Raw genomic sequence first — 22411 nt, 5'->3', positions numbered from 1 at the left:
TCCATCAGGCGGCGTGGGTGGTGGTCGTGGCGCGGTGGGCGAGCTCCTGGCGGACCAGCGGCAGGACATGGCGGGCGTAGTCGACGGCGTCGTTGAGCGGGTCGTAGCCGCGGACCGACAGCAGGTCGCAGCCGATGTCGACGTAGTCGAGCAGCGCCTTCGCGACCGTCTCCGGGGTGCCGACCAGCGCGGTCGAGGCGCCGGCGGCGTTGGTGGCGACGGCGGGCGCGGTCCACAGGCAGCGGTCGTGGACCTCGCCGCGCTCGGCGATGTCGAGCAGCCGCTGGGAGCCGACGTTGGCCGGGCGGCCGCTGGTGCGGTAATGACGGAGCAACTCGGTGTTCCGCGCCTGGTCCTTGAGGACGCCCAGGGTGCGGTGCGCCTTCTCCCAGGCCAGTTCCTCGGTGGGCGCGATGATCGGCCGGAACGACACCCAGATGCGGGGGCGGGGGCGTCCGGCGGCATCGGCGACCGCGTTCACGGCGGCGATCTGCTCGGCGGTCTCCTTCAACGGCTCGCCCCACAGACCGAAGATGTCGCCCTGCTGACCGCCGACCCGGTACGCGTCCTGCGAGGAGCCGCCGACGGAGATCGGCACGAGCCCGTTCACCGGCTTCACATCCGAGTAGTAGCCCTCGAACCTGAAGTACGTGCCCTCGTGCGAGACGGGCCCGTCGGCCTGCCACACCTTCCGCAGGATCTGGATGTATTCGTCCGAACGCTCGTACCGTTCCGCCTTGTTGAGGTAGTCGCCCTCACGGCGCTGCTCCTCGTCGCTGCCGCCGGAGATGATGTGCACCGTGAGCCGGCCGTTGCTGATCCGGTCGAGGGTCGCCAGCGCGCGGGACGCGTGGGTGGGGAAGACGACACCCGGCCGGTGCGCCAGGATCGGGCGGATGCGCTCGGTGTGCGTGGCGACGAACTGGGCGATCTGGAAGGCGTCCGGCGAGGCCGAGTGGTAGGCGACCAGGGTGTGGTCGAAGCCGCCGTCGTCCAACGCGCGGGCGTACCTGCGCAGATGGTCGGTGTCGAGGCCGGTCCGACTGGACGCGGCGGGACCGGACGCCCCGGCGTCGGTGTGGACGGCGCTGATGAACTCGACAGGCATGAATGACTCCCGTGACTACTTGAGAAGGGACGTGTCGGACGACTTCGCGACGTCGACGTTCGGGTCCAGCACTCCGATGCCGTTCATGAGGTCGGCCACGCCCTGGACGGTCGTGTCGATGTCCGGGGTGATCGGCAGCACCTGGCTGTACGCGGCCGAGGCGAGCGTCTTCGCCACCGACGCGTCGGCGCCGTTGCGCTCCTCGATGGCCTTGGCGTAGGCGTCCTGGTGGGTGCTGGTCCACTTCAGGCCCTTGCCGAGGCGCTTGAGGAAGTCGGCGAGCGCGGCCTTCTTACTGGCGTCGGCGAGGGTCTCCTCGGAGGCGTTGACGAAGCCGATACCGCTCACCCGGCCGTCCCCGCCGTCCACGAGGAGCTTGCCGCCCTGCTCCAGGGCGACGGCCTGGTAGACCCCGAAGATCGCCCAGGCCTTGACCTTGCCGGAGGCGAACGCGGCCTGCGCGTCCGTCGGCAGGAGGTACTGGACCTTGACGTCCCGGTAGCTGAGCCCGTTCTGCTTCAGCACGTTGGCCAGCAGATACTCCGAGACACTGCCCTTGGCCGAGGAGACCACGACCTTCTGGCCCTTGAGGTCCTTCACACTGTCGATGCCGGAGTCCTTGCGGACGACGATGCCGACGTGGGTGCCGTCGTTCTTGAGCGCGGCGACGTTCTTGACCTTCACCCCGCCGCTGAGTGCCTGGAGCGCGGGCAGGTCGGCGGAGTAGCCGGTGTCCGCGGCGCCCGCCTGGACGGCCTGGTACAGCGGGGCGGCGCCCTCGAACTCGGCCCACTTCACCTTGTACTTGGCGCCCTTCAGGGCGTCCGACGCGGCGACGATCGTCTGGAGGGTCTTGGCCTGGTCGCCGATGGTGAGCGTGACCTGCCCCGAGGACGAGGCCTGCGCCTCGGAGTCCGCGCCGCAGGCGGTCAGCGCCAGCAGGGAGGTCATGCTGAGTGCGGCGGCTGCGATTCTGCGGATCACGAGGGGATTCCTTCCAGGGTGTGGGTCACGCCGAGCCAGTTCAGGAGGCGGGCGCGCAGGTTCACGAACTCGGGGGCGGTCAGATCACGGGGGCGGGGCAGGTCGACGGTGAGCTCGTGGGCGATACGGCCCTCGTCCATCACCAGGACCCGGTCGGCGAGCAGCAGCGCCTCCTCCACGTCATGGGTGACCAGGAGGATCGCGCAGCCGTGCCGCCGCCAGAGTTCGGCGACGAGTTGCTGCACCTTGCCCCGCGTCAGGGCGTCGAGGGCGCCGAACGGCTCGTCCAGGAGCAGGAGTTCGGGCTCGCGCACCAGGGCGCGGGCGAGCGAGACGCGCTGGGCCTGGCCGCCGGAGAGCGTCTTGGGCCAGACGTCGGCCCGGTCCGCGATGCCTACCTCGTCGAGCGCCTTGCGTGCCCGTGCCTTGTCGGGACGGCCGGGCAGTCCGAGGACCACGTTGCGCCACACCTTCAGCCACGGCAGCAGCCGCGGCGACTGGAACGCGGCACTGCGCCGGGCGGGCACGGTCACCTCGCCGCCGATCTCGTCGTCGAGCCCGGCGAGGATCCGCAGCAGCGTCGACTTGCCGCAGCCGCTGTGCCCGAGGAGGGCCACGAACTCGCCCTCGCGGATGTCGAGATCGAGCTCGTGCAGGACGGTGTTGCCGTCGAAGGCCCGCGAAAGGCCCCGTATCTCCACGCTGTTGGGCATCTCTAGGCCTCGCCCTCGAAGTTGGCCCGCCAGGTCAGCAGCCGGCGCGACAGGATCCGTACCGCGAAGTCGCAGGCCAGGCCGAGCAGCGCGTACACGACGAGGCAGAGCACGATGACGTCCGTGCGGAAGTACTGCTGGGCGTTGCTCATCAGATAGCCGAGCCCCGCGTCCGCGTTGATCTGCTCGGCGAAGACCAGCGCGAGCCACGCGGTGGACAGCGCGTACCGGAGTCCCACGAGTGCCCCGGGCAGTGCGCTGGGCAGGATCACGTACTTGATCAGCCCGAGCCGGCCGAGCCCCATCATCCGTGCGGCCTCGACGAGTTGGGAGTCGGTGGAGCGGATGCCGCCGTAGATGTTGAAGTACAGCGGGTACGTCACACCGAGGGCGACCAGCGCGATCTTCGGGGTCTCCTCGATGCCGAACCAGACGATGAACAGGGGGATCAGGCCCACCCAGGGGATCGCCCGGAACATGCCCATCGAGGAGTCGATGACGTCCTCGCCGAGCCGGAACAGGCCGGCCAGCAGGGACAGGGTGAGCGCCACGCTCGCGCCGATCAGGAAGCCGATGGCGGCGCGGCGGCCCGACGCGGCGACGGCGCTGGGGAGTTCACCGTTACGGGTGAGCTCGACCGCCTGCTTGATCACGTCGACGGGGGAGGCCAGCACGGATTCCGGGAGGAGACCGGTGGCCGAGGTCAGGAACCACAGGAGCACGAGTCCCACGGGGCCGGCGGCCCGGCGGGCCGAACGCGGGACGGAGAAGCGGCGGCGCGTCTTGGCGGTGCCGCGGATGGTGACACGGGTGGGTGCCTGTGCGGCCGGGGCCACCGTGTCCAGTGAAGCCGTCACGGCCGGCCCCCCTTCACGGCAGGGCGGGACGGATCCGCGGACCACGCGGACCAGGAGCCGGGGAAGAGAGCGGCCTCGAAACCGGCGATCTCCAGCGCGGCGATCTGATGGGCTGCCGTGACACCGGAGCCGCAGTACACGCCGATCCGCGCGGCCGATCCCGCGCCCTTCTCCTCGAACCGCTTGCGCAGCTCGTCGGCGGGAAGGAACGTGCCGTCCGCCGCGAGGTTCTCGCCGGTCGGCGCGGACACCGCACCCGGGATGTGCCCCGCCCGGGGGTCGACGGGCTCCACCTCGCCTCGGTAGCGCTCGGCGGCGCGGGCGTCCAACAGCAGTCCGGCGGCGGCGAGTTCGGCGGCTCCGTCCGCGTCGGTGACCGGTAGTCCGCCCGGCTCCAGGAGGACGTCCCCGGGCTCAGGGGCGGCGGGAGTCCCGGACTCCAGCGGCAGCCCGGCCGCCCGCCACGCGCCCAGTGCCCCGTCGAGCAGCGTCACCCGGGAGACTCCCGCGTGCCGCAGCAGCCACCAGGCCCGTGCCGCGGCGGTGTTGCCCGAGTCGTCGTGGACGACGACCGGTCGGTCCGATCGGATGCCCCACCTGCGGGCGGCGGCCTGGAGGGCGTCGATCGGCGGCAGCGGATGCCGTCCGCCCTCCGGGCTCGGCGGCGCGGCCAACTCGCGGTCCAGGTCGACGTAGACCGCACCGGGGATGTGCCCCTGGGCGTAGTGGTCGCGGCCGTGCGGATCGCCCAGGGCCCAGCGGACGTCGAGGACGACCGGAGGGTGATCGGAGTCCAGCAGGTCGCGCAGTTCGCTGACCGTGGTCGTGACGCTCATGCCGGTCCCTCCGCGATCACGGGCAGCGCGGGGGACAGGCGCAGCCGCTCGAGGAAGAGCACGACGGTGGCGGCGGCCGTGCGGTGCAGCGCGTCGTTGAGGACGTCGTGGCGGCCGCCGTGGAAGGTCACCAGCCGCACGCCCGAGCCGGCGTAGGCCTCCCGTGCCGTCTCCAGCGGGCTCACCGTGTCGTCGGTGCCGTGCAGGGCCAGGACCGGGACGGTCACCCGGTCGAGGCGCGGGGCGGGCAGTCGAGGGTTCTCGGCGAGTGCCCCGCGTCGGAAGTCCGGGTCGGCGGCGAGGCGGCCCTGGTGGGTGGGGCAGGCGGTGCGGGCCTCGACCTCCTCCTCCCAACTCCCGGACGTCCAGGGGGAGGTGGGCAGGCCCACGAGGATCAGCGCGTCGGCGTCCGCGGCGAGCTGGACGGCGTAGTGGCCGCCGGTGTCCGAACCGACCACCACCTTCGGGCCCGGCAGCGACTCGTCGGCGAGCAGCTTGGCCGCCTCGTCGAGCACGGACGGATCGGCGGCGGGGTCGCCGAGTGCGCGGACCCGGTAGGCGTCGAAGGCGAGTCGGCGGCCGAACCGCTCGTACACACCACCGTGCTCGCCCCGCCCGGACAGCACGATCAGCGTGCCGCGCGCGGCGAGACCTTCGGGTTCGTCCCAGGAGAAGGAAGAGGACATGAGGGAATAGCTCCCGTTTCGGGGCAGCGGAGATGCCAGGGGAAAAGGCAGAGGAAAGAACAGGCCGGAGCGGCTGTCACGTGTCAGCCGGAAGAAAAGCGCGCAGCGTCAGAGAGCAGGCGCGGGTGCTCCGGGGCGATGAGCGGCAGAGGTCAGCGACAACGCGCGCTGCACGCCACGCCGAAGTCGATGACTCGGCGCTGCGTCAGAAGGGCAGCAGTAGCGGTCGCGTGCAACATGCGCCCATCATGACCGCCGGGGACCGAACACGTCCAACGATGATTCCGCATCGAAACCGATCAGGGATCGCGATCGATCGCGGTGAGCGGATACTGTCACCGCATGTCCCGACCCGTCCTCGACATCGTGGCCCTGCGCAGTCTGACCGCGGTCGCCGACTGCGGCGGGTTCCACCGTGCCGCGCAGGCGCTCTCGCTCAGCCAGTCCGCGGTCAGCCAGCACGTCCGCAAGCTGGAGAAGACACTGGGCCGCCCGGTCGTCGAGCGGGAAGGGCGCGGCACCCGGTTCACGACCGAGGGCCGGCTGCTCCTGGAACAGGCGCGCCGCGTCCTCGCCGTCCACGACGAGGCCGTACGCACCCTGCTCGGCTCGGACGGCGACACCGTCACCGTGGGCTCCACCGAGCACGCCGCCGACCAGTTCCTGCCCCGGCTGACCGCCGCCGTCCAGGCGGTGCGCCCCGGCTGCCGGGTCCGCTTCCGCATCGACCGCTCCGCCCGGCTCGTCGAGGCCGTGGAGCGGGGGACCGTCGACGTGGCGGTGTACGTCACCGAGGCGGCCGCCACCGAGGGCGTCTCCGTCGGCGGACTCCCGCTCACCTGGCACGCGGTCCCCGGCTGGGAGCCGCCCACCGCTCCCGCTCCCGTCCCCCTGGTCGCCATCGAGGATCCGTGCGCGATCAGGCGCCGGGCCATCGGGACCCTCGCCGAGCACGGGGTGCCCGCCTCGGTCGTCGGCGACGCCGGCTATCTCGCGGGCGTCCTCGACATCGCCCGCACCGGCCAGGGCGTCGCCCTCCTCGCCGCGGTCGGCCCCGCTCCCGACGGCCTGACCCCGTACAACGGCCTGCCGCCCGTCCCCCCGATCCCCATGAGCGCCCTGGCCCGCCCGGGCGCGGACCCGGCGACCGTGGAGGCCGCCTTCAGCGCCGTACGGGATCTGCTGCGCCCGTGATGCCGTAGTCCCGCATCCCGCCCTCCAGCAGCGAGAACGCCTGGGCGGCGAGCCCGCGTACGTCGGCGGCGAGGGAGGCGGGGTCGTCGTCGGCCAGGACCCGCTCCCGCACATGCTCGATCAGGGCGCGGTGGACGCCGAACAGCGCATCGGCCACCACCCGGGCCGAGATGTCGCCGCCCAGCGTCTCGGCCAGTGCGTCGGCGCAGGTGGCGAGGGCGCGCTGCTCGCGGGAGCGAAGCGCCGTACTGTCCGCGATCAGCTCGTTGACGGTGCGGAGCTGGTCGAGCGCGTCGGCGTCCCCGGCCGCGACCCGTGCCAGCAGTCCCCCGGAGTCCAGCAGCCGCTTCCGGAAGGCGGCGAGGGCGGAGTCACCGGGCGGGCGGGTGCGGACGGCCTCGACGAGCCGCTCCCCGAAGGACTCGAAGCGGGAGGAGAAGAGGTCCTCCTTGGTCGGGAAGTAGTTGAAGACCGTGGCCTCGGAGACCTGCGCGGCACGGGCGACCTCGGCGACCGTGACCCGGTCGAAGCCCCGCTCCGTGAACAGCCCCCAGGCGGTCTCGGCGATCCGGTCCCGCATCTGCCGCTTCTTCTGGGCCCGCAGGCTCAACGGCCCCTCCTGTTTAGGGTGACCCTAATATTAGAGCTACCCTAGCATTCTGCGATCGTCCGACAGGCCATGACCAGGGGGTCATCCATGACATCCCGCACCTACCTCAAGCCGCCCTGGATGCAACGGAACATCGGCAACCGGCTGGCGCCGATCTTCGGCAGGTCCGTCGTGTCCCGGCTCTCCGTGCGCGGGCGCCGGAGCGGACAGTGGCACACGGTGCCCGTGGCGGTACTGGAGCACGAGGGGGAGCGGTACCTCGTCTCCTACCGCGGCCTCAGCGACTGGGCCCTCAATCTGCGGGCGGCGCCCGACTGCCGGCTGACCGTGCGCGGCCGTGCCGAGGAGATCACGACGCAGGAGGTGCCCGAGTCCGAGCGTCCGGCGCTGATGGCGGCCTATCGGAAAAAGTACGGCGGGATGCCGACGGTCTCCGGCGTGCTCACCGCGCTCCCCGACCCCGCCGACCATCCCGTCTTCCGTATCCGGGCCCGCGACTGAGGCCCGCGACTGAGGCCGCGGCCGAGGGGTGTCAGCCGCCCAGCATCCGCTCCAGCGCGTCCCGCTGCAGCGGCAGCACCTCGGCGTGCAGATCGCGGCCCTTGCGGGTCAGCGTCACCCACACCCCGCGCCGGTCCTCCAGGCACACGGAACGCTCCACCAGGCCGTCCTTCTCCAGCCGGCCGATGAGCCGGGACAGCGCGCTCTGGCTGAGATGGACCCGGCCGACCAGGTTCTGCACCCGGCACAGGTCGCCCTCGGCGGGCGCCTCGGCCGCGAGGATGTCGAGCACCTCGAAGTCGCTCGCGCCCAGTCCGTGCGGGTGCAGCACCCGGTCGATCTCGCACATCGTGCGCGCGTGCGTCCCCAGGATGTCCCGCCACTGTTCCTCGAGCCGGGAGCCGGCCGCGTTCACTGCCATACACCGCATGTTAATGCGCCTGCATCGACATCCGGCCGGCGGGCGTGAGCGCTCAGCTGTCCTGGGTGATCCCGACCAGGTTGCCGTCCGCGTCCTTCACGGAGGCGATCAGCTTGCCGCCGCCGACGTCCGTGACGTCCTGGAGCAGTTCGGCGCCCGCGTCGAGCAGCGCGGCGAGCCGGGCCCGGATGTCGGTGACGTGCCAGTAGGGGACCGGGCCGGTCATGCCCCGGGAGTGACCGTTCGGGTCGAGGCCCACGTCCTGGCCGGCGTCCTTGAAGCCGACGTAGTAGGGCTCGTCGGCGTAGGGCTCGGTCTCCAGCAGCGCGCTGAACAGGGCCTTCGCCCGGGCGATGTCCTTGACGGGGTAGATGATGGTGTTCAGTCCTGCGGTCATCGGGATGCTCCTCCGTGGGTTCCTTCGTCGGTGGTTTCACCGTAGGACGGGGAGCGCGAGACGGCTTCTCCGATCCTGACCGCCTGCCGCGAGGCCGCGCCGGAAGGCCGGCACGGGAGCAGATCCCCGTGCGGACAGTTCGCCCGCAGCGACAGCCCCGCCTCCTTGCCGCACAGGACGAAGGCGACCCGCACGCGCGGCACATGCGGCTCCAGACAGAAGCGCCGGGCGACTGCCGTCGCCGAGTGACCGGGCCTCGCGTCGAGTCCGTCCGCGTCGAGTCCGTCCGCGTCGACCCTGACGACCGGATGCGGGCCGCCCCGCGAACTCACACGCCGAACCGCAGCGGCTGTTGGCCGAGGCCCGAGGTCCACGCACCCCGCGCCGACCGGGCCGCGCGCCGTGCGCGCTCACCGCAATCTGCCGCTCGAGGCGGGCTTCGAGGACGTAAAAGATCCGCGCCGTCGTGCTCACCGGGCCGCAGGCGGTCCCGCTGCTCATGGACCTCGGCGGCGTCACAGACGAAGGGCGCGCCGTCGGCTGGAGAGCCGAGCAGCGCGCCCGCGTGGAGGAGGATCGCGTCGCCGTACCGATGTTCGTGGCGGCGGCGCCCGTCAGGTCGAGTCGCGCTTGACCAACTCGGTGGGCAGTATGACCGCGGCCGGGTCCTCGCCGCCGATCTGGGCCAGCAGCACCCGGACCATCTCGGCGCTGATGCGGTCCCAGGGCTGCCGGATGGTGGTGAGCTCGGGCCGGGCGGCCACCGCGGCGGGCGAGTCGTCGAAGCCGCCGACCGCGACGTCCTGCGGCACGCGCCGCCCCGCCCGCTCCATTACGGACAGCACACCCTGCGCCATCAGGTCGGACGCGACGAACACCGCGTCCAGGTCGGGAACCTGTGCGAGCAGCCGCTCGGCGCCCGCCTCACCGCTGCTCCGGCTGTAGTCGCCGGACACCACGAGCCGGTCGTCGAACTCGACGCCGGTGTCGGCGAGTACCTCCTTGTAGCCCGCGAGCCGCTCGACACCGCCCGGCGTGTCCAGCGGACCGGTCACCACACCGATCCGGCGGCGGCCCAGCGACAGCAGATGGCGCACCATGTCCCGGGCGCCGTCCCGGTCGTCCGCGGCCACGTAACTCACCTTGGAACCCAGGCCGATCGGCTTGCCGCACGCGACCAGCGGCACGCCCGCCTCGCGCAGCTGCTCGGCGACCGGGTCCCCGGAGTGGCTGGAGACCAGCAGCACCCCGTCGACGTGACCGGCCGTGATGTAGCGCGTTATGCGCCGCCGTTCGTCCTCGGTGCCGGCCAGCATCAGCAGCAGGGGGATGTCGTGCGCGGCCAGCGCCTGTGTGCAGCCCCGCAGCAGGACGTTGAAGTTGGGGTCCTCGAAGAACCGCTCCTGCGGCTCGGTCAGCAGGAACCCGATCGAGTCCGAACGCCCGGTGATCAGTGAACGGGCGTGCCGGTTGACGACGTAACCCGTCTTCTTGATCGCGGCGTTGACCGCCTCCTGGGCGGCCGGGCTGACGTAGTGTCCGCCGTTGAGGACGCGCGAGACGGTCCCTCGTGAGACTCCGGCCTCGCGGGCCACGTCGTGGATCGTCGGCGGTCTGCGCCGACCCCCCGTATTGCTCATGGTCATGACTTTACGGCTCCGGAGAGCAGATCGAGGCTCCAGAACCCCTGGATGACCAGGAAGAGCGCGACGAGCGGGATGATCGCGAGGAATGCGCCGGTGATCACCAGCGTGTACAGGGCCGGGGTGTTGGCGCCCTGCTCCAGCAGTGTGTACAGACCGAGGGTGATCGGGAACTTCTCGTCGTCGCTCAGCATGATGTAAGGCAGCAGGAAGTTGTTCCAGATCGCCACGAATTGGAAGAGGAAGACCGTCACCATGCCGGGGATCATCATCGGCAGCGCGACCCGGGTGAAGATCCGCCACTCGCTCGCGCCGTCCATCCGCCCGGCCTCGACCACGTCGGCGGGGACCGCGGCGGCGGCGTAGATGCGCGCGAGGTAGACGCCGTACGGCGACAGGACCTGCGGGAGCAGCACCGAGAGGTACGAGTCGGTGAGGTCGGCCTGGGCCATCAGCAGGTACTGCGGGACGGCGAGGATGATCGGGGGCATCAGCACGCCCGCGAGCAGGACGTTGAACATCGTCTCGCGGCCGCGGAAGCGGTAGGTCGCGAGCGCGTAGCCGCTGAACGCGGACACGACCGTCGACAGGAGGGCGCCCAGGACTGCGTAGAAGGCGGAGTTGGCCATCCACTCCCAGTAGACGCCGTCGCGGTAGGCGCTCAGGTCCTTGATGTTGTCGAGGAATCCCGAGCCCGGCAGGAACGTGAACGTGGAGAACAGTTCTGTGCCGGACTTGGTGGACGCGATCACCACCCACGCCACCGGCAGGAGCGTGTAGAGGGCGCCGATCAGCAGCGTCACCGTGGGGACGAGCGAGATCCGGCGGCGCAGCGGCGGCCCCTGGGCCGCGCCCGGCGTGGTACCCGCGGCCGGTTCGGTCTTGCGGACGGCAAGAGAACTCATCGTGCTGCCTCCTGCTTCTGACGACGGTTCGCGGCCCGCAGGAACCCGAAGGACAGCAGCAGCGTGGCGAGCGCGATGATCACGGCCTGGGCGGCCGCCGCGTAGATGTCACCTGTGCCGAACGCGTCCCGGTACACCTTCATCAGCGGACTCCAGGTCGTGGACACGGAGTTGGTGAGCGGCTTCAGCGTGGTCGGCTCGTTGAACACCTGGAGCGTGGCGATGATCGAGAAGAAGAAGGTCAGCACCAGCGAGGGCGCCACCATCGGGATCTTGATCCGCAGCGCGATCTGCGTCGGGGTGGCGCCGTCCAGCCTCGCCGCCTCGTACACCTCGGCCGGGATGGATCGCAGGGAAGTGTAGATGACGATCATGTTGAAGCCGGTGCCGCCCCACACCGCGATGTTGGACAGGGCGAGATACAGCGGACCGCCGTCCAGCAGGTCCGGCTGCGGCAGGCCCAGCTTCTCCAGCACGTAATAGAAGGGGCTGACGTCCGGCAGGTACAGGAAGCCCCACAGCAGCGCCGCCACGACGCCGGGGATGGCGTACGGCAGGAAGATCGCGAGCCGGGTGAAGGGGGTGAACCGCACCTTGTCGGAGTCGAGCATCAGCGCGAACAGCAGGGCGAGGCCGAGCATCACCGGGACGACGATGCAGCCGTAGCCGAGGACGCGCAGCGCGCCGTCCAGCAGCTCGCTGTCGGTGAGGGCGTCCGTGTAGTTCTCCAGGCCGGCCCAGACCTCCGAGCGGGCGCCCTTGCCCAGGCCGAGTCCGGAGACGTGCACCTTGCGGAAGCTGAGCCACACCGCGTACCCGATGGGCAGCGCGAAGAACAGCGCGAAGAGGACCGTGGCGGGGATGAGGAAAAAATAGGGGGCGCTTCGCGCTCGTTTGAGGGTGGTGGTGGGAGACGGGTGGGCGTACGGGGCCCCCTTGACCCCGTACGACTTCCGGCGTGCGCTCGTCACTCGGAGACCCCGAAGCCCTGCTTCTTGAGGTCGGCGACGGTGTCGTCCTGCATCTTGTCCAGGGCGGCGGTGAAGTCCGACTTGTTCTTGGCGGCGGCGCCGAACGCGTCCTTGAAGGTCGTGTAGGCGACGTTCACGTTCGGGCCCCAGGCCGAGGGAGCCGTGGTCTTGGCGATCTCGGAGGCCTTGGCGTAGAAGTCCGACTGGTTGGAGAAGTAGTCCGGCGGGGTGGTGAAGGCGCCGCTGGTCTGGGCGTTCGTGGCGGCCGGGTAGATGCCGCTCTCCTTGGCCAGGGCCTGCAGGGCGGCGTCGTCGGTGTTCAGCCAGGCGGCGAACTTCGCGGCGGCCTCCTGGTGCTTGGAGTCCGTGGTGACGGCGGTGGAGGAGCCGCCCCAGCTGCCGGTCTTGTTGTCACCCGCGGTCCACTGGGGGAGCGGGGCCATGGCCCACTTGCCCTTGGTGTCGGGCGCGGCGGTGGTCAGGGTGCCGGGCGCCCACACGGCGGAGACCCAGGCGATCTGCTTGCCGGTGTTGAGCGCCTTGTTCCAGGCCGGGGTGTACATCGGCTGGTTGTCGATGGCGCCCTCCTTGACGAGACCGCCCCAGAAGTCGGCGACCTTCTTGGTGGCCGTGTCGTTGATGCCGACCTTCCACTTGTCGCCCTCGGTGGTCCACCACTGGGCGCCGGCCTGCTGGGCCAGGCCCGCGAAGAGGCCGGAGTCGTTGGCGGAGAACGTGGTGAGGTCGGTGTCCGAGGACTTCTTCTTCAGCGCGCGGGCCGTCTCGGCGAACTCGTCCCAGGTGGTCGGGACGGTCAGGCCGTACTTCTTGAAGAGGTCCTGGCGGTAGTAGAACATCATCGGGCCGATGTCCTGCGGGACCGCGTAGACGGCGTCCGTGCCCAGTGTGGTCTGCTGCCAGACACCGTCGGCGAACTTGCTCTTCGCGTCGCCCACGTTCTTCGATATGTCCGCGAGCGCGTCATTGCTGACCAGGGTCGGCAGCGCCTGGTACTCGGCCTGGACCAGGTCGGGAGCCTTGCCGGCCTTGTGGGCGGTGAGGATCTTGGTGATCAGCGTGTCGCCGGACGCCTGCTTCTTCACCGTGACCGTGATCTGGTCCTTCTTGCCCTGGCCCTTGTTCCAGAGGTCGACGACCTTGTCCATGCCCGGCGTCCAGGTCCAGTACGTGAGCGAGACCGGACCGGAGTCGGCCTCGCTGTCACCGTCGGACGAGCCACAGGCGGTGAGTGCGGTGGCGCCGAGGGCGACGGCGACGGTGGATGCTGCGATGCGACTGAGCCCGCTGCGCGTTGTGATGGGCACGGATCTCTCCCCTGACCTGGGTCCCCGCCTGCTGCGAGAACCTGCCATGCTTCTGTGAGCGTTCACAGTAGAGAAACATCCCGGACACTTGTCAATGGTTGTTGCCGTGCGGTTATCTTGGCCTCGCACCGCTGATCGACTGTGTGCACGTTCCCAATAGATCGACCACAACGGGAGAAATCCATGCCGGAAGCCACCCCCAGGGGCCTCACCAGGCTCGCCTTCGGCGGGGACTACAACCCCGAGCAGTGGCCGGAAAGCGTCTGGCAGGAAGACGTCCGGCTGATGCGCGAGGCCGGCGTCACCATGGTGAGTGTCGGAATTTTCTCCTGGGCGCTGCTGGAGCCCTCGCGGGGGGTGTACGACTTCGGCTGGCTCGACCGCCTGATCGACCTGCTGGACGAGAACGGCATCCGCGTCGACCTCGGCACGCCCACCGTGGTGCCGCCGGTCTGGTTCTACCGGGCCCACCCCGACGCGCTGCCGGTGTCACAGGAGGGCGTGCGCTACGAGTTCGGCTCGCGCGGCGCCATCTGTCACAGCAACGCCGACTACCGCGCGGCCGCCGCGAACATCACCACCCGGCTCGCCGAGCGCTACGGCGACCACCCGGCGCTGGCGATGTGGCACGTGCACAACGAGTACGGCGTCCCCGTCTCCGCCTGCTACTGCGACTCCTGCGCGGCCCACTTCCGCCGCTGGCTGGAGACGACGTACGAGACGGTCGAGGCCGTCAACGAGGCCTGGGGCACCGCCTTCTGGGGCCAGCGGTACGCGGACTTCGGGGACATCAACCCACCGCGCCTCGCCCCGACCGTCGGCAACCCGGCCCAGGCGCTGGACTACAAGCGCTTCGCCGACGCCACCATGCGCGAGAACTTCGTCATGGAGCGGGACATCCTGCACCGCCTCGCCCCCGGCGTCCCGGTGACGACCAACTTCATGACCGCCCTCAGCCAGTGCGACTCCGTCGACTACTGGGCCTGGGGCCGTGAGGTCGACATCGTCACCAACGACCACTACCTGATCACCGACGGCCGCCGCACCCACGTCAACCTCGCCATGGCCGCCGACCTCACCCGCTCGGTGGCCGGGGGAGCGCCCTGGATCCTCCTGGAACACTCCACCTCGGGCGTCAACTGGCAGGCCCGCAACCCCGCCAAGGCCCCCGGCCAGATGGCCCGCAACTCCCTCGCCCACGTGGCGCGCGGCTCCGAGGGCGCCATGTTCTTCCAGTGGCGGCAGTCCCGGCGCGGCGCCGAGAAGTTCCACTCGGCGATGCTCCCGCACGGCGGCACCGACACACGCGTGTGGCGTGAGGTCGTCGAACTCGGCGCGTCCCTCGACTCGTTGAGCACCCTGAAAGGCACCCGCACCCAGGCCGACGTGGCCGTCCTGTGGGACTGGCACTCCTGGTGGGCGCAGAACCTCGCCTGGCGCCCCAGCGAGGACCACGACCCGCGCGAGCGCGCCGACGCCTTCTACGAGGCGCTCTACGACCGGCACCTCACCGTCGACTTCGCCCACCCGGAAGCCGACTTGTCGAGGTATCCCCTTGTCGTCGTGCCCGCCCTCTACCTGATGACGGAGGCGGCAGGGAACAACCTCAAGGCTTACGTGGAGAACGGCGGCACCCTCGTCGTCTCCTTCTTCTCCGGCATCGTCGACGAGCACGACGCCGTGCACGAGGGCCCCTACCCCGGCGCGCTGCGGGACGTCCTCGGCCTCACCGTCGAGGAGTTCTCACCGCTGCTCCAGGGCGAGAACGTGCGCATCACCGGACCCGACGGCTCCGAGCTCAGCGGCGACGTGTGGACCGAGTTCGTGGTGCCGCGCGGCGCGGAGACGGTGTGGACGTACGCCGAGGGCCTGACCGAGGGGCAGCCGGCGGTCACCCGTCACCGCCTCGGCCGGGGCACCGCCTGGTACCTCTCCACCCGCCTCGGCGCGGAGGGCCTCGACGCGCTGCTCGGCTGGGCGATCGAGGACGCCCAGGTCGCGGCGCGTGTCGACCTGCCCCGGGACGTCGAACTCGTGCGCCGCACCGGCGAGTCGGGGACGTACCTCTTCGCGATCAACCACACCGCGTCGGACGCCAAGGTGCCGCTGGAGGTCTCCGGCACCGAGCTGCTGACCGGTGAACGTGCCGCGGGCCGCCTCGAGGTCCCCGCGGGTGCCGTCCGGGTCGTACGACTCGACGGCTGAGCCGGCGCCCCACCGGCCCAACCGACTCCCCTCCGCCCGTGCGAGCCGCTCGTGCCGCGGGCGGAGGGGCCCTTCGCCGGCCCCGGCGAGGAATCCCCACCCCATTTGTCGAAGGGACGACGGACGACGATGTTCCATCCCAGACGCACCCTCCGGGCCCTGCTCCTCCCGCTCACCGCGGGGCTCGCCCTCACCGCCCTGCCCGCGCAGACCGCCCAGGCGGCCAGCACGCTCACCAACGGCGGTTTCGAAGCGGACGGCGCGGGCTCGGCAGCCCCGACCGGCTGGTCCGAGTACGGCTCGACCGGCGCCTCGTACTCCGAGTCCGGTGGCCACGGCGGCAGTTACCGCCTCAGCCACTACGCGTCCGCCGCCTACAAGGTGGAGACGTACCAGTACCTGTCCGGGCTGACCAACGGGAACTACACCCTCACCGCCTGGGTCCGCTCCGGCGGCGGGCAGAACTCCGCGTACATCTCGCTGAAGAACTGCGGCAGTTCCGAGCAGCGCACCAACCTGCCGGTCTCCGCCAGCGGCTGGATACGTGTCGTCACCTCCGTCGCGGTGACGAACAACCAGTGCACGATCAGCATCAACTCCGATGCCAACGCGGGCAACTGGATCAACGTCGACGACCTGACCTTCGCCTCGGGCTCGACCAGCACGTCCATCAAGGGCTCCGACGTCTCCTCGCTCGCCAAGAGCGAGGCCCTCGGCGGTACGTACCGGACCAGCTCCGGCACGACCGGTGACGCGCTCGCGATCCTGAAGTCCGCCGGGCAGAACTACGCCCGCGTCAAGGTCTGGGTGAGCCCGAAGGACGGCTACAACACCAAGACGCAGGTCCTGGCGCTGGCCAAGCGCATCAAGGCGCAGGGCATGAAGCTGCTGGTCGACTTCCACTACTCGGACACCTGGGCCGACCCGGGGGCGCAGGCCGTGCCGTCCGCGTGGTCGGGGCACAGCTACAGCCAGCTGAAGACGGACGTCTACAACCACACGTACGACGTCCTCAACGCGCTGAAGGCGCAGGGCACCACGGCCGACATGGTCCAGGTGGGCAACGAGATCAACGGCGGCATGCTGTGGAACGCGGGCTCCACCTCCAACTGGTCGCAGCTCGCCGGTCTGCTCAACTCCGGCTACGACGCGGTCAAGGCGGTCAGCTCCTCCACCCAGGTGGCGCTGCACCTCGCCAAGGGCGGTGACCTGAGCGGCACCCGCTCGTGGTTCGACAACGCGGTCTCCAACGGCGTGAAGTTCGACGTCATCGGCCTGTCCTACTACGGCTACTGGCACGGCTCGCTCGCCGACTTCCAGACGACCCTGGACGACGCGGCCGCCCGCTACGGCAAGCCGGTCTTCGTCGCCGAGACGGCCTACCCCTTCCGTCTGGACAGCGACGACTCCTTCGAGAACATCATCGACCTCTCCAGCGAACTGGTCTCCGGCTACCCGGCCACGACGGCCGGCCAGACCCGGTGGATGAACGACGTCGCCAGCATCGTGGAGGCCGTCCCGAACGGCCGCGGCCTCGGAGTCTTCTACTGGGAGTCGACCTGGACCGCGGTCACCGGCAACGGCTGGGACCCGACCGACAGCACGTCCGGCAACGGCTGGGAGAACCAGGCGCTGTTCGACTACGACAACAAGGCGCTCCCGGCGATGGCGTGGTTCAGCCACCGGTAGTTCCGTCCCGACAGGTGCCCGGCCGCAGCAGTGCGGCCGGGCACCTTCGCGCAGGCGGTCGGGCGCGGTTAGTTCTCCGTGAGCGGGGTCACCGCGATCCGGTCGACGACCGGGGCGTACGGGGACCGCTGGTCGTACTGGTTGTAGGTGTCGCCGTTGAAGTCGGGCAGTTCCTCGGCGGTGAAGGTGAGTCGGTTGGTGCCCTGCTTCAGGGTGACCGGGACGGTGAGCTCCCAGAAGTTGTTGAAGTGGAAGGTCGTCGGGAACAGCAACCGGCGGGCCGGGCCGCCGTTGACCGAGAGGTCTGCGTGGCGGGCGATGGGGTCGGGGTTGTAGTGGGTCGCGGGGGCTTGTTCGGCGTTGGAGTAGCGGATCGTGACCGCGTGCCGACCGGCCCGCTGGGCGACGACATCGACGGTGAGGGCGTTGGCCCGACCGTCACCGATGTCGGTGACCGCCTTGCCTCCGGAGGCGAAGGTGTAGGCGCCGGTCACCTTGGCGGCACCGGTGAGGGTGCCGTCCTCGGCCTGGTACACCCGGGTCCGCAGGGCGCCGCCGGAGGGAGCAACCCGCATCCGGTCGAGGCGCAGGGCGCCTGAACTCCCGGTCACGACCAGCTTGTTGATACCGCCGGACAGGAAGACCCGGACCTGCTCGGTGCCCTTCTTGTCGCCCTTGATGCCGGACACCTTCTCACCGTTGAGGGCCAGGCTGGCCCGTCCGCCGCCCAAGTGGTCGACGGACACGGTCGATTCGCCCTCGGCGGGGGAGTAGACCCAGAAGGTCGCCGAGCCGCCCTTGGACAGTGGTACGGCGCCGGGACCCGAGGCGCCGCGGTGGGTGTAGGTGGGCCGAGTCCCGTTCAGCGTGGCGTACTCGGCCTCGTACACCGCCGGCGCGGTCACCTTCGCGTCCCGCAGCGACAGGTCGACCTTGTCGATGATGGCGTCGCCCTTGGTCGCGCCGAGGTCGGCGTCCTTCGCGGCGAGGGTGATGCGGTGCTTGCCCGCGGTCAGCTTCACCGTGGTGTCGGTGTGCCCCCAGACGACCCACTTGTAGCCGAGCGGCAGCCGCAGCTCCTGCGGGGCCGTGCCGTCCACGCGCAGGAAGACGTTGGTGGGGCCCTGCTCCTTCACCAGGTCGTACAGGTTGTAGGAGTTGGCGAACACACTCAGGTCGTACGTCCCGTCCCGCGGGACCTCGACGTCGAAGGCGAGGACGCCGTCCGAGCCGGTGCGCAGACCGCCGACGTTGTACGTCCCGGAGGTGGCGAACCCGCCGACATTGGACGGTGTGCCCTCAGGACCGTTCTTCGAGTAACCGCCGCCGGTGTAGGTGGCGTTCTCCGCCTCGTAGGTCTTGCGCCAGCTGACCGAGGGTTCGGCCGGCACGCCGCCGTGGCCGCCGGGGGAGAGGATGACCTGGTACGCCGACATCTCGTTCATGCCGGTCATGGGCAGTGACACCCTGCCGTCCGCGCCGACCGCGAGCTCCTTGTCCGCGAGGCGCAGCGGCTGGGCGGAGTCGCCGACCTGGCCGGTCCAGGGGATCTCCTGGACGGTGGCGTGGACCGTCGTTCCGAACAGCTCGGGGTCGATGTTCTCGAAGACGACGTCCGCGTCTCCGCTCTTGCCGCCGAAGAGTGCCCTCGACTGTCTCTTGGTCTCGTCGAGGGTGGCGACGCCCTGGAGGGTGTACTGCTGGTTGGGGTGCGGGGCGGTCACCTGGACCGTGTGACCGGACATCTGGCCGTAGGCGTTGAACAGCCACCACTGGCCGTTGCCCTTGTTGGCCTCGACCGCCGAGTCGTTGAGGTTGCCGTCGATGTTCCAGTACGCCAGATCGGCGTCGATCTTGGACTCCTCGATGGCGGAGACCCACTGCACGACCTGGCCGGGTACGGACAGATGGAAGTTGTGTCCGTACTCGTTGACGTTGACGGGCAGCGGGCCGACGCCGACGTCCTTCTCCATCTGCCGGTACTTCGCCACGTTCGTCCGGACGGCGGCGGGGCTGGACAGCTCGTGCCAGCTCATCACGTCGGGGACGACGTCGTTGGCCTTGGCGTACTGCAGGAAGCCCTTGACCTGGTCGTAGAGGACGCTGGTGTTGGGGCCGGCGATCCGGGCGTCCGGGTCGAGGCCCTTGATGAGGTGGTAGACCTCCTTCCAGGCCGCGAAGTAGTACTGCGGGTCGTTGAGCCAGGAGACCTTGTTGTAGCTCCACTCGCCGGTGCCGAACATGTTCCCTTCGGGTTCGTTGAAGGGGACGTAGACGACGTGGTCCTGGTACGCGTCGTCCAGGGTCAGGACCTGGCGGACCTGCTTGGTGATCTTCTCCTTGAAGTCGGCGAGCCGTGCCGGACCGTCGGCGCCGGGCCACTGGTAGGGGAAGCCGCGGTAGATGTCGGTCATGTAGATGTAGACGTCCTCGCCGCCCGAGTCCACGAACGGCGGCAGCATCTCCAGGGCGTCCGCGCCCGGGTGCTGGGGTCCGTCCTGGGCCTTCGTCGACACCGTGCGGACGTGCATACCTTCCAGGACGTTGCGGCTGGGCACGCCGTCGCCGTAGACGCCGTAGAGCGATCCGGAGGCGCCGCCGTGGAAGGCGCCGGTGTCGGTGGCCAGGTCGATGGTGAGCTTCTCCGGGTCCGCGGCGCTCGCGGTGCCGGTGGCGGCGGGGACGGTGAGCAGGGCGGCGAGGACCGCGGTGGCGGCTAGGCCGGCTCTGGTTCTGCTGCGGGTGCGTGGCACTGGGGTCTCCGTGGGGATCCTGAGGGGATGGGACACGTGACTCGAACCGGTTCGATGACAGCGACGGCGGACGCTAGCAGTGCCGGAAAACGGTCAGCAATACCCCCGACGTGGATTTCCCAAGGCTTCCTGGAAATGGACGCAAGGCATTGACAGCGGCCCCGGCGGCTCCTAACTTCCCTTCACGCGAACCGGTTCGACAAAGGAGAGTGCTCTCGTGAACATCGGTGAGATCGCCAAGCGGGCCGGGGTCTCGCGGAGCACCGTCTCCTACGCCCTCAGCGGCAAGCGCCCGGTGTCGGACGACACCCGGCAGAAGATCCAGCGGGTCATCGACGAACTGGGCTACCGCCCGAACGCGAGCGCCCGCGCCCTGGCCAACGGCCGCACCAGCACCCTCGGCCTGGTCTTCCCGCCCGCCGGCAACCACTACACCGGCATGCAGCTGGACTTCATCGGCAGCGTGGTGGAGGCCGCGGCGACCTACGACTACGACGTGCTGCTCTCCCCGAGCGGCGTGGACAGCGACCGCTCCTTCCAGCGACTGCTGGCCGAGCGCCGGGTCGACGGCGCGATCCTCATGGAGATCAGGCTCCAGGACGACCGGCTCGACCACCTGGCCGCCGAGAACTTCCCCTCCGTCTGCATCGGCCGCACCGGACAGCCGGACGGCGACTGGTGGGTGGGCCTGGACCACACCGCGCTGGCGGCCGCCTGCGTCCACCACCTCGCCGACCTCGGCCACCGCAGGATCGCCCTGGTCAACCGGCCCGAGCGAATGCTGCGCGCCGGCTACGAGTCGGCGCACCGAGGGCTCGACGGCTTCACCAAGGCCGCGGCCGAGCGCGGGCTCACCGTGCGGACGTACTGCTGCGGCGACGACGCCCCCTCCGGCGAGGCCTGCATGGAGCGGATCCTGTACGACGACCCCGCCACCACGGCGCTGGTCACCCTCAACGAGGCCGCCCTGGGCGGTATCTACCGCGGCCTGTCCGTGGCGGGCCGCCATGTGCCGCGTGACTTCTCCGTCACCGGGGTCGTGGCCGGCAGGTGGGCGGAGACGGTGACCCCGCAGCTCACCGCGGCGGACGTGCCGGCCGAACAGATGGGCCGGCTCGCCGTCGAACTGCTCGTCGAGCGGCTGGACCACCCCGACGCGGCACCGCGCCACCACCTGCTCGTTCCGCCCGTCTCCCTGCGCTCGAGCACCGGCCCCGCGCACCCGCACCACGGCGCCTGACGCCGGCCCGAGCCCCTTTTCCCGCTTCTTCCCCTCGTCACCGGCCATGCACGGCCGGCTGCTTCCCGACCCCATCTTCGGCATGCCCTGATGCGGCATGCCCTCGCCGAGACCACGAAGGAACGCCCCATGAACGGATCCACCGGACGACGGCTCACCGCCGCGGCCCTGACCGTCGCCGCCCTCAGCACCGGCATGACCGCCTGTTCCTCCGACGGGAGTTCCTCCGCGGAGGGGGACGACGGCGGCACCTACACCGTCTGGGACCCCTACCCGCAGTTCGCCAAGGACTCGGACTGGGCGAAGCTGCTCGACGGCTGCGGCACCAAGGCCGGCGTGAAGGTCAAGCGGACCGCGTTCGACACCGGCGACCTGGCCAACAAGACCCTGCTGGCGGCCCAGCAGGACAACTCACCGGACGTGCTCATCGTCGACAACCCCGTGGTGTCGACCCTGGCGGAGGCCGGAGTCCTGACCACCACCGACGACAACAAGCTGGACACCTCGAAGGTCGACCCCAACCTGCTGGCGGCCGGACAGTCGGACGGGAAGACCTACGGCACTCCCATCGGAGCCAACACCCTCGCCCTCTACTACAACAAGGAGGTCCTCAAGGCCGCGGGCGTCGACATAGCCTCCGTCAAGGACTGGCCGTCCCTGACGGCGGCCCTGGAGAAGATCGACAAGGCGGGCAAGAAGGGCATCACCTTCTCCGCGATCGGCACCGAGGAGGGCAGCTTCCAGTTCCTGCCCTGGCTCTGGGGCTCGGGCGCGAAACTCACCGAACTCGACTCCGCCCAGGCCGTGTCGGCCCTCTCGCTCTGGAACGACTGGGTGAAGAAGGGATACGCCCCCAACTCGGTCCTCAACAACACCCAGACCACCAGCTGGCAGGAGTTCGCCACCGGCGACTACGCCTTCGCGGAGAACGGCACCTGGCAGCTCGCGAACGCCCAGAAGGCCGGCTTCGACTACGGCGTGCTCCCGATACCCGGCGCCTCCGGAGGCAACGCCGCCGCCCCGACCGGCGGGGAGTTCGTCACGATCCCGGTCCAGGGCGACACCGGCCGCTACACCACCGCACGCAAACTGGTCTCCTGCCTGACCAGCGACGCCAGCCTCCGGGAAACCGACACCACGCTGTCCTACGTGGCACCCGTCAGCGCCGTACAGGACGAACAGGTCGCGGCGAACGCCGAGTTGAAGCCCTGGGTGGCGGCCGTCAAGGCGGCCAAGGGACGCACCAGCGACGACCTCGGCACCAAGTACCCGAAGATCTCGGAGCAGTTGTGGAAGGCGGTCCAGTCGGCGCTCAGCGGCGCCAAGTCACCCAAGGACGCGCTGACGTCGGCGCAGAGCGCGGTCAAGTGACG

At 70.2% G+C, this 22411-nt stretch carries 21 protein-coding genes; 6 read left to right on the top strand and 15 right to left on the bottom strand.

Features of this window, described 5'->3' with window-relative positions:
• Window positions 1-4 precede the first annotated feature (4 nt).
• From OG381_RS07450 to OG381_RS07425, 6 genes are read right to left on the bottom strand one after another with little or no spacing between them, the layout of a single operon-like run.
• Window positions 5-1108 carry an LLM class flavin-dependent oxidoreductase gene (locus tag OG381_RS07450; protein WP_327715315.1) on the bottom strand — a complete coding sequence of 368 codons (1104 nt, stop codon included), beginning with the start codon at window positions 1106-1108 and terminating at the stop codon, window positions 5-7.
• 15 nt (window positions 1109-1123) lie between these two features.
• Entirely contained in the window at window positions 1124-2092 is a 969-nt protein-coding gene (locus tag OG381_RS07445) for an ABC transporter substrate-binding protein (protein ID WP_327715314.1), read from the bottom strand.
• The gene (locus tag OG381_RS07440; protein WP_327715313.1) at window positions 2089-2805 is read right to left on the bottom strand and encodes an ABC transporter ATP-binding protein; all 717 of its coding nucleotides are present in this window, start codon (window positions 2803-2805) and stop codon (window positions 2089-2091) included. The genes OG381_RS07445 and OG381_RS07440 overlap by 4 nt, the downstream gene beginning before the upstream one ends.
• A 2-nt stretch (window positions 2806-2807) precedes the next feature.
• A complete protein-coding gene (locus tag OG381_RS07435; protein WP_327715312.1) occupies window positions 2808-3662 on the bottom strand; it encodes an ABC transporter permease in 855 nt (284 codons plus the stop codon).
• Window positions 3659-4498, bottom strand: a complete 840-nt coding sequence (locus OG381_RS07430) for a sulfurtransferase (RefSeq protein ID WP_327715311.1) — start codon at window positions 4496-4498, stop codon at window positions 3659-3661. The genes OG381_RS07435 and OG381_RS07430 overlap by 4 nt, the downstream gene beginning before the upstream one ends.
• Window positions 4495-5184, bottom strand: a complete 690-nt coding sequence (locus tag OG381_RS07425; RefSeq protein ID WP_327715310.1) for an alpha/beta hydrolase — start codon at window positions 5182-5184, stop codon at window positions 4495-4497. Before OG381_RS07425 ends, OG381_RS07430 begins: the two co-directional genes overlap by 4 nt.
• A 342-nt stretch (window positions 5185-5526) precedes the next feature.
• Between OG381_RS07425 and OG381_RS07420 the strand changes: the two genes are divergently transcribed.
• Window positions 5527-6378: a LysR family transcriptional regulator gene (locus tag OG381_RS07420; protein ID WP_327715309.1), complete on the top strand. Its 852-nt coding sequence runs from the start codon at window positions 5527-5529 to the stop codon at window positions 6376-6378.
• Here the strand turns inward: OG381_RS07420 and OG381_RS07415 are convergent.
• On the bottom strand, window positions 6347-6988 hold the full coding sequence (locus OG381_RS07415; RefSeq protein ID WP_327715308.1) for a TetR/AcrR family transcriptional regulator: 642 nt from the start codon (window positions 6986-6988) through the stop codon (window positions 6347-6349). The two genes, OG381_RS07420 and OG381_RS07415, sit on opposite strands and share 32 nt — an antisense overlap.
• Before the next feature lie 87 nt (window positions 6989-7075).
• Between OG381_RS07415 and OG381_RS07410 the strand changes: the two genes are divergently transcribed.
• Complete coding sequence (locus OG381_RS07410; protein ID WP_327715307.1) at window positions 7076-7489, top strand: nitroreductase family deazaflavin-dependent oxidoreductase; 414 nt, start codon at window positions 7076-7078, stop codon at window positions 7487-7489.
• Between the two features lie 31 nt (window positions 7490-7520).
• On the opposite strand, the gene OG381_RS07405 is transcribed toward OG381_RS07410, so the two are convergent.
• The 7 genes from OG381_RS07405 to OG381_RS07375 all read right to left on the bottom strand — a co-directional run bounded on the left by OG381_RS07405 (window position 7521) and on the right by OG381_RS07375 (window position 13151).
• Window positions 7521-7910, bottom strand: coding sequence for a MarR family winged helix-turn-helix transcriptional regulator (locus tag OG381_RS07405; protein WP_307034415.1), 390 nt, complete (start codon window positions 7908-7910; stop codon window positions 7521-7523).
• Between the two features lie 52 nt (window positions 7911-7962).
• Window positions 7963-8307: a VOC family protein gene (locus tag OG381_RS07400; protein WP_171140046.1), complete on the bottom strand. Its 345-nt coding sequence runs from the start codon at window positions 8305-8307 to the stop codon at window positions 7963-7965.
• On the bottom strand, window positions 8304-8639 hold the full coding sequence (locus tag OG381_RS07395) for a hypothetical protein (protein ID WP_327715306.1): 336 nt from the start codon (window positions 8637-8639) through the stop codon (window positions 8304-8306). The genes OG381_RS07400 and OG381_RS07395 overlap by 4 nt, the downstream gene beginning before the upstream one ends.
• 282 nt (window positions 8640-8921) lie before the next feature.
• On the bottom strand, window positions 8922-9953 hold the full coding sequence (locus OG381_RS07390; protein WP_327715305.1) for a LacI family DNA-binding transcriptional regulator: 1032 nt from the start codon (window positions 9951-9953) through the stop codon (window positions 8922-8924).
• On the bottom strand, window positions 9950-10855 hold the full coding sequence (locus OG381_RS07385) for a carbohydrate ABC transporter permease (protein WP_327715304.1): 906 nt from the start codon (window positions 10853-10855) through the stop codon (window positions 9950-9952). Before OG381_RS07385 ends, OG381_RS07390 begins: the two co-directional genes overlap by 4 nt.
• Window positions 10852-11826 carry a carbohydrate ABC transporter permease gene (locus OG381_RS07380; protein ID WP_327715303.1) on the bottom strand — a complete coding sequence of 325 codons (975 nt, stop codon included), beginning with the start codon at window positions 11824-11826 and terminating at the stop codon, window positions 10852-10854. Before OG381_RS07380 ends, OG381_RS07385 begins: the two co-directional genes overlap by 4 nt.
• A complete protein-coding gene (locus OG381_RS07375) occupies window positions 11823-13151 on the bottom strand; it encodes an ABC transporter substrate-binding protein (protein WP_327715302.1) in 1329 nt (442 codons plus the stop codon). The genes OG381_RS07380 and OG381_RS07375 overlap by 4 nt, the downstream gene beginning before the upstream one ends.
• Before the next feature lie 183 nt (window positions 13152-13334).
• Between OG381_RS07375 and OG381_RS07370 the strand changes: the two genes are divergently transcribed.
• Together OG381_RS07370 and OG381_RS07365 are read left to right on the top strand one after the other, a co-directional pair.
• On the top strand, window positions 13335-15356 hold the full coding sequence (locus OG381_RS07370; RefSeq protein ID WP_327715301.1) for a beta-galactosidase: 2022 nt from the start codon (window positions 13335-13337) through the stop codon (window positions 15354-15356).
• Window positions 15357-15485: 129 nt separating this feature from the next.
• Window positions 15486-17045: a glycosyl hydrolase 53 family protein gene (locus tag OG381_RS07365; protein ID WP_327715300.1), complete on the top strand. Its 1560-nt coding sequence runs from the start codon at window positions 15486-15488 to the stop codon at window positions 17043-17045.
• 68 nt (window positions 17046-17113) lie between these two features.
• On the opposite strand, the gene OG381_RS07360 is transcribed toward OG381_RS07365, so the two are convergent.
• Entirely contained in the window at window positions 17114-19798 is a 2685-nt protein-coding gene (locus tag OG381_RS07360; protein ID WP_327715298.1) for a cellulosome protein, read from the bottom strand.
• 217 nt (window positions 19799-20015) lie between these two features.
• Here OG381_RS07360 and OG381_RS07355 point away from each other — a divergent pair, with 217 nt between their 5' ends.
• Window positions 20016-21038, top strand: a complete 1023-nt coding sequence (locus tag OG381_RS07355; protein ID WP_327715297.1) for a LacI family DNA-binding transcriptional regulator — start codon at window positions 20016-20018, stop codon at window positions 21036-21038.
• Window positions 21039-21167: 129 nt separating this feature from the next.
• Window positions 21168-22409 (top strand): sugar ABC transporter substrate-binding protein, encoded by a 1242-nt coding sequence (locus tag OG381_RS07350; protein WP_327715296.1) that lies wholly within the window; start codon window positions 21168-21170, stop codon window positions 22407-22409.
• Window positions 22410-22411 lie beyond the last annotated feature (2 nt).

The sequence above is a fragment of the Streptomyces sp. NBC_00490 genome (assembly GCF_036013645.1).
In the GTDB taxonomy this organism is placed as follows: domain Bacteria; phylum Actinomycetota; class Actinomycetes; order Streptomycetales; family Streptomycetaceae; genus Streptomyces; species Streptomyces canus_F.
Note: the sequence above shows the minus strand (reverse complement) of the source record. Positions and strands in the feature narration are given on the sequence as shown.

Excerpts from the sequence above, each read along its gene's own strand:
- OG381_RS07450 (WP_327715315.1), bottom strand. The coding sequence starts at position 1,108 with ATGCCTGTCGAGTTCATCAGCGCCGTCCACACCGACGCCGGGGCGTCC.
- OG381_RS07440 (WP_327715313.1), bottom strand. The coding sequence starts at position 2,805 with ATGCCCAACAGCGTGGAGATACGGGGCCTTTCGCGGGCCTTCGACGGC.
- OG381_RS07430 (WP_327715311.1), bottom strand. The coding sequence starts at position 4,498 with ATGAGCGTCACGACCACGGTCAGCGAACTGCGCGACCTGCTGGACTCC.
- OG381_RS07425 (WP_327715310.1), bottom strand. The coding sequence starts at position 5,184 with ATGTCCTCTTCCTTCTCCTGGGACGAACCCGAAGGTCTCGCCGCGCGC.
- OG381_RS07420 (WP_327715309.1), top strand. The coding sequence starts at position 5,527 with ATGTCCCGACCCGTCCTCGACATCGTGGCCCTGCGCAGTCTGACCGCG.
- OG381_RS07410 (WP_327715307.1), top strand. The coding sequence starts at position 7,076 with ATGACATCCCGCACCTACCTCAAGCCGCCCTGGATGCAACGGAACATC.
- OG381_RS07405 (WP_307034415.1), bottom strand. The coding sequence starts at position 7,910 with ATGGCAGTGAACGCGGCCGGCTCCCGGCTCGAGGAACAGTGGCGGGAC.
- OG381_RS07400 (WP_171140046.1), bottom strand. The coding sequence starts at position 8,307 with ATGACCGCAGGACTGAACACCATCATCTACCCCGTCAAGGACATCGCC.
- OG381_RS07390 (WP_327715305.1), bottom strand. The coding sequence starts at position 9,953 with ATGACCATGAGCAATACGGGGGGTCGGCGCAGACCGCCGACGATCCAC.
- OG381_RS07385 (WP_327715304.1), bottom strand. The coding sequence starts at position 10,855 with ATGAGTTCTCTTGCCGTCCGCAAGACCGAACCGGCCGCGGGTACCACG.
- OG381_RS07370 (WP_327715301.1), top strand. The coding sequence starts at position 13,335 with ATGCCGGAAGCCACCCCCAGGGGCCTCACCAGGCTCGCCTTCGGCGGG.
- OG381_RS07365 (WP_327715300.1), top strand. The coding sequence starts at position 15,486 with ATGTTCCATCCCAGACGCACCCTCCGGGCCCTGCTCCTCCCGCTCACC.
- OG381_RS07350 (WP_327715296.1), top strand. The coding sequence starts at position 21,168 with ATGAACGGATCCACCGGACGACGGCTCACCGCCGCGGCCCTGACCGTC.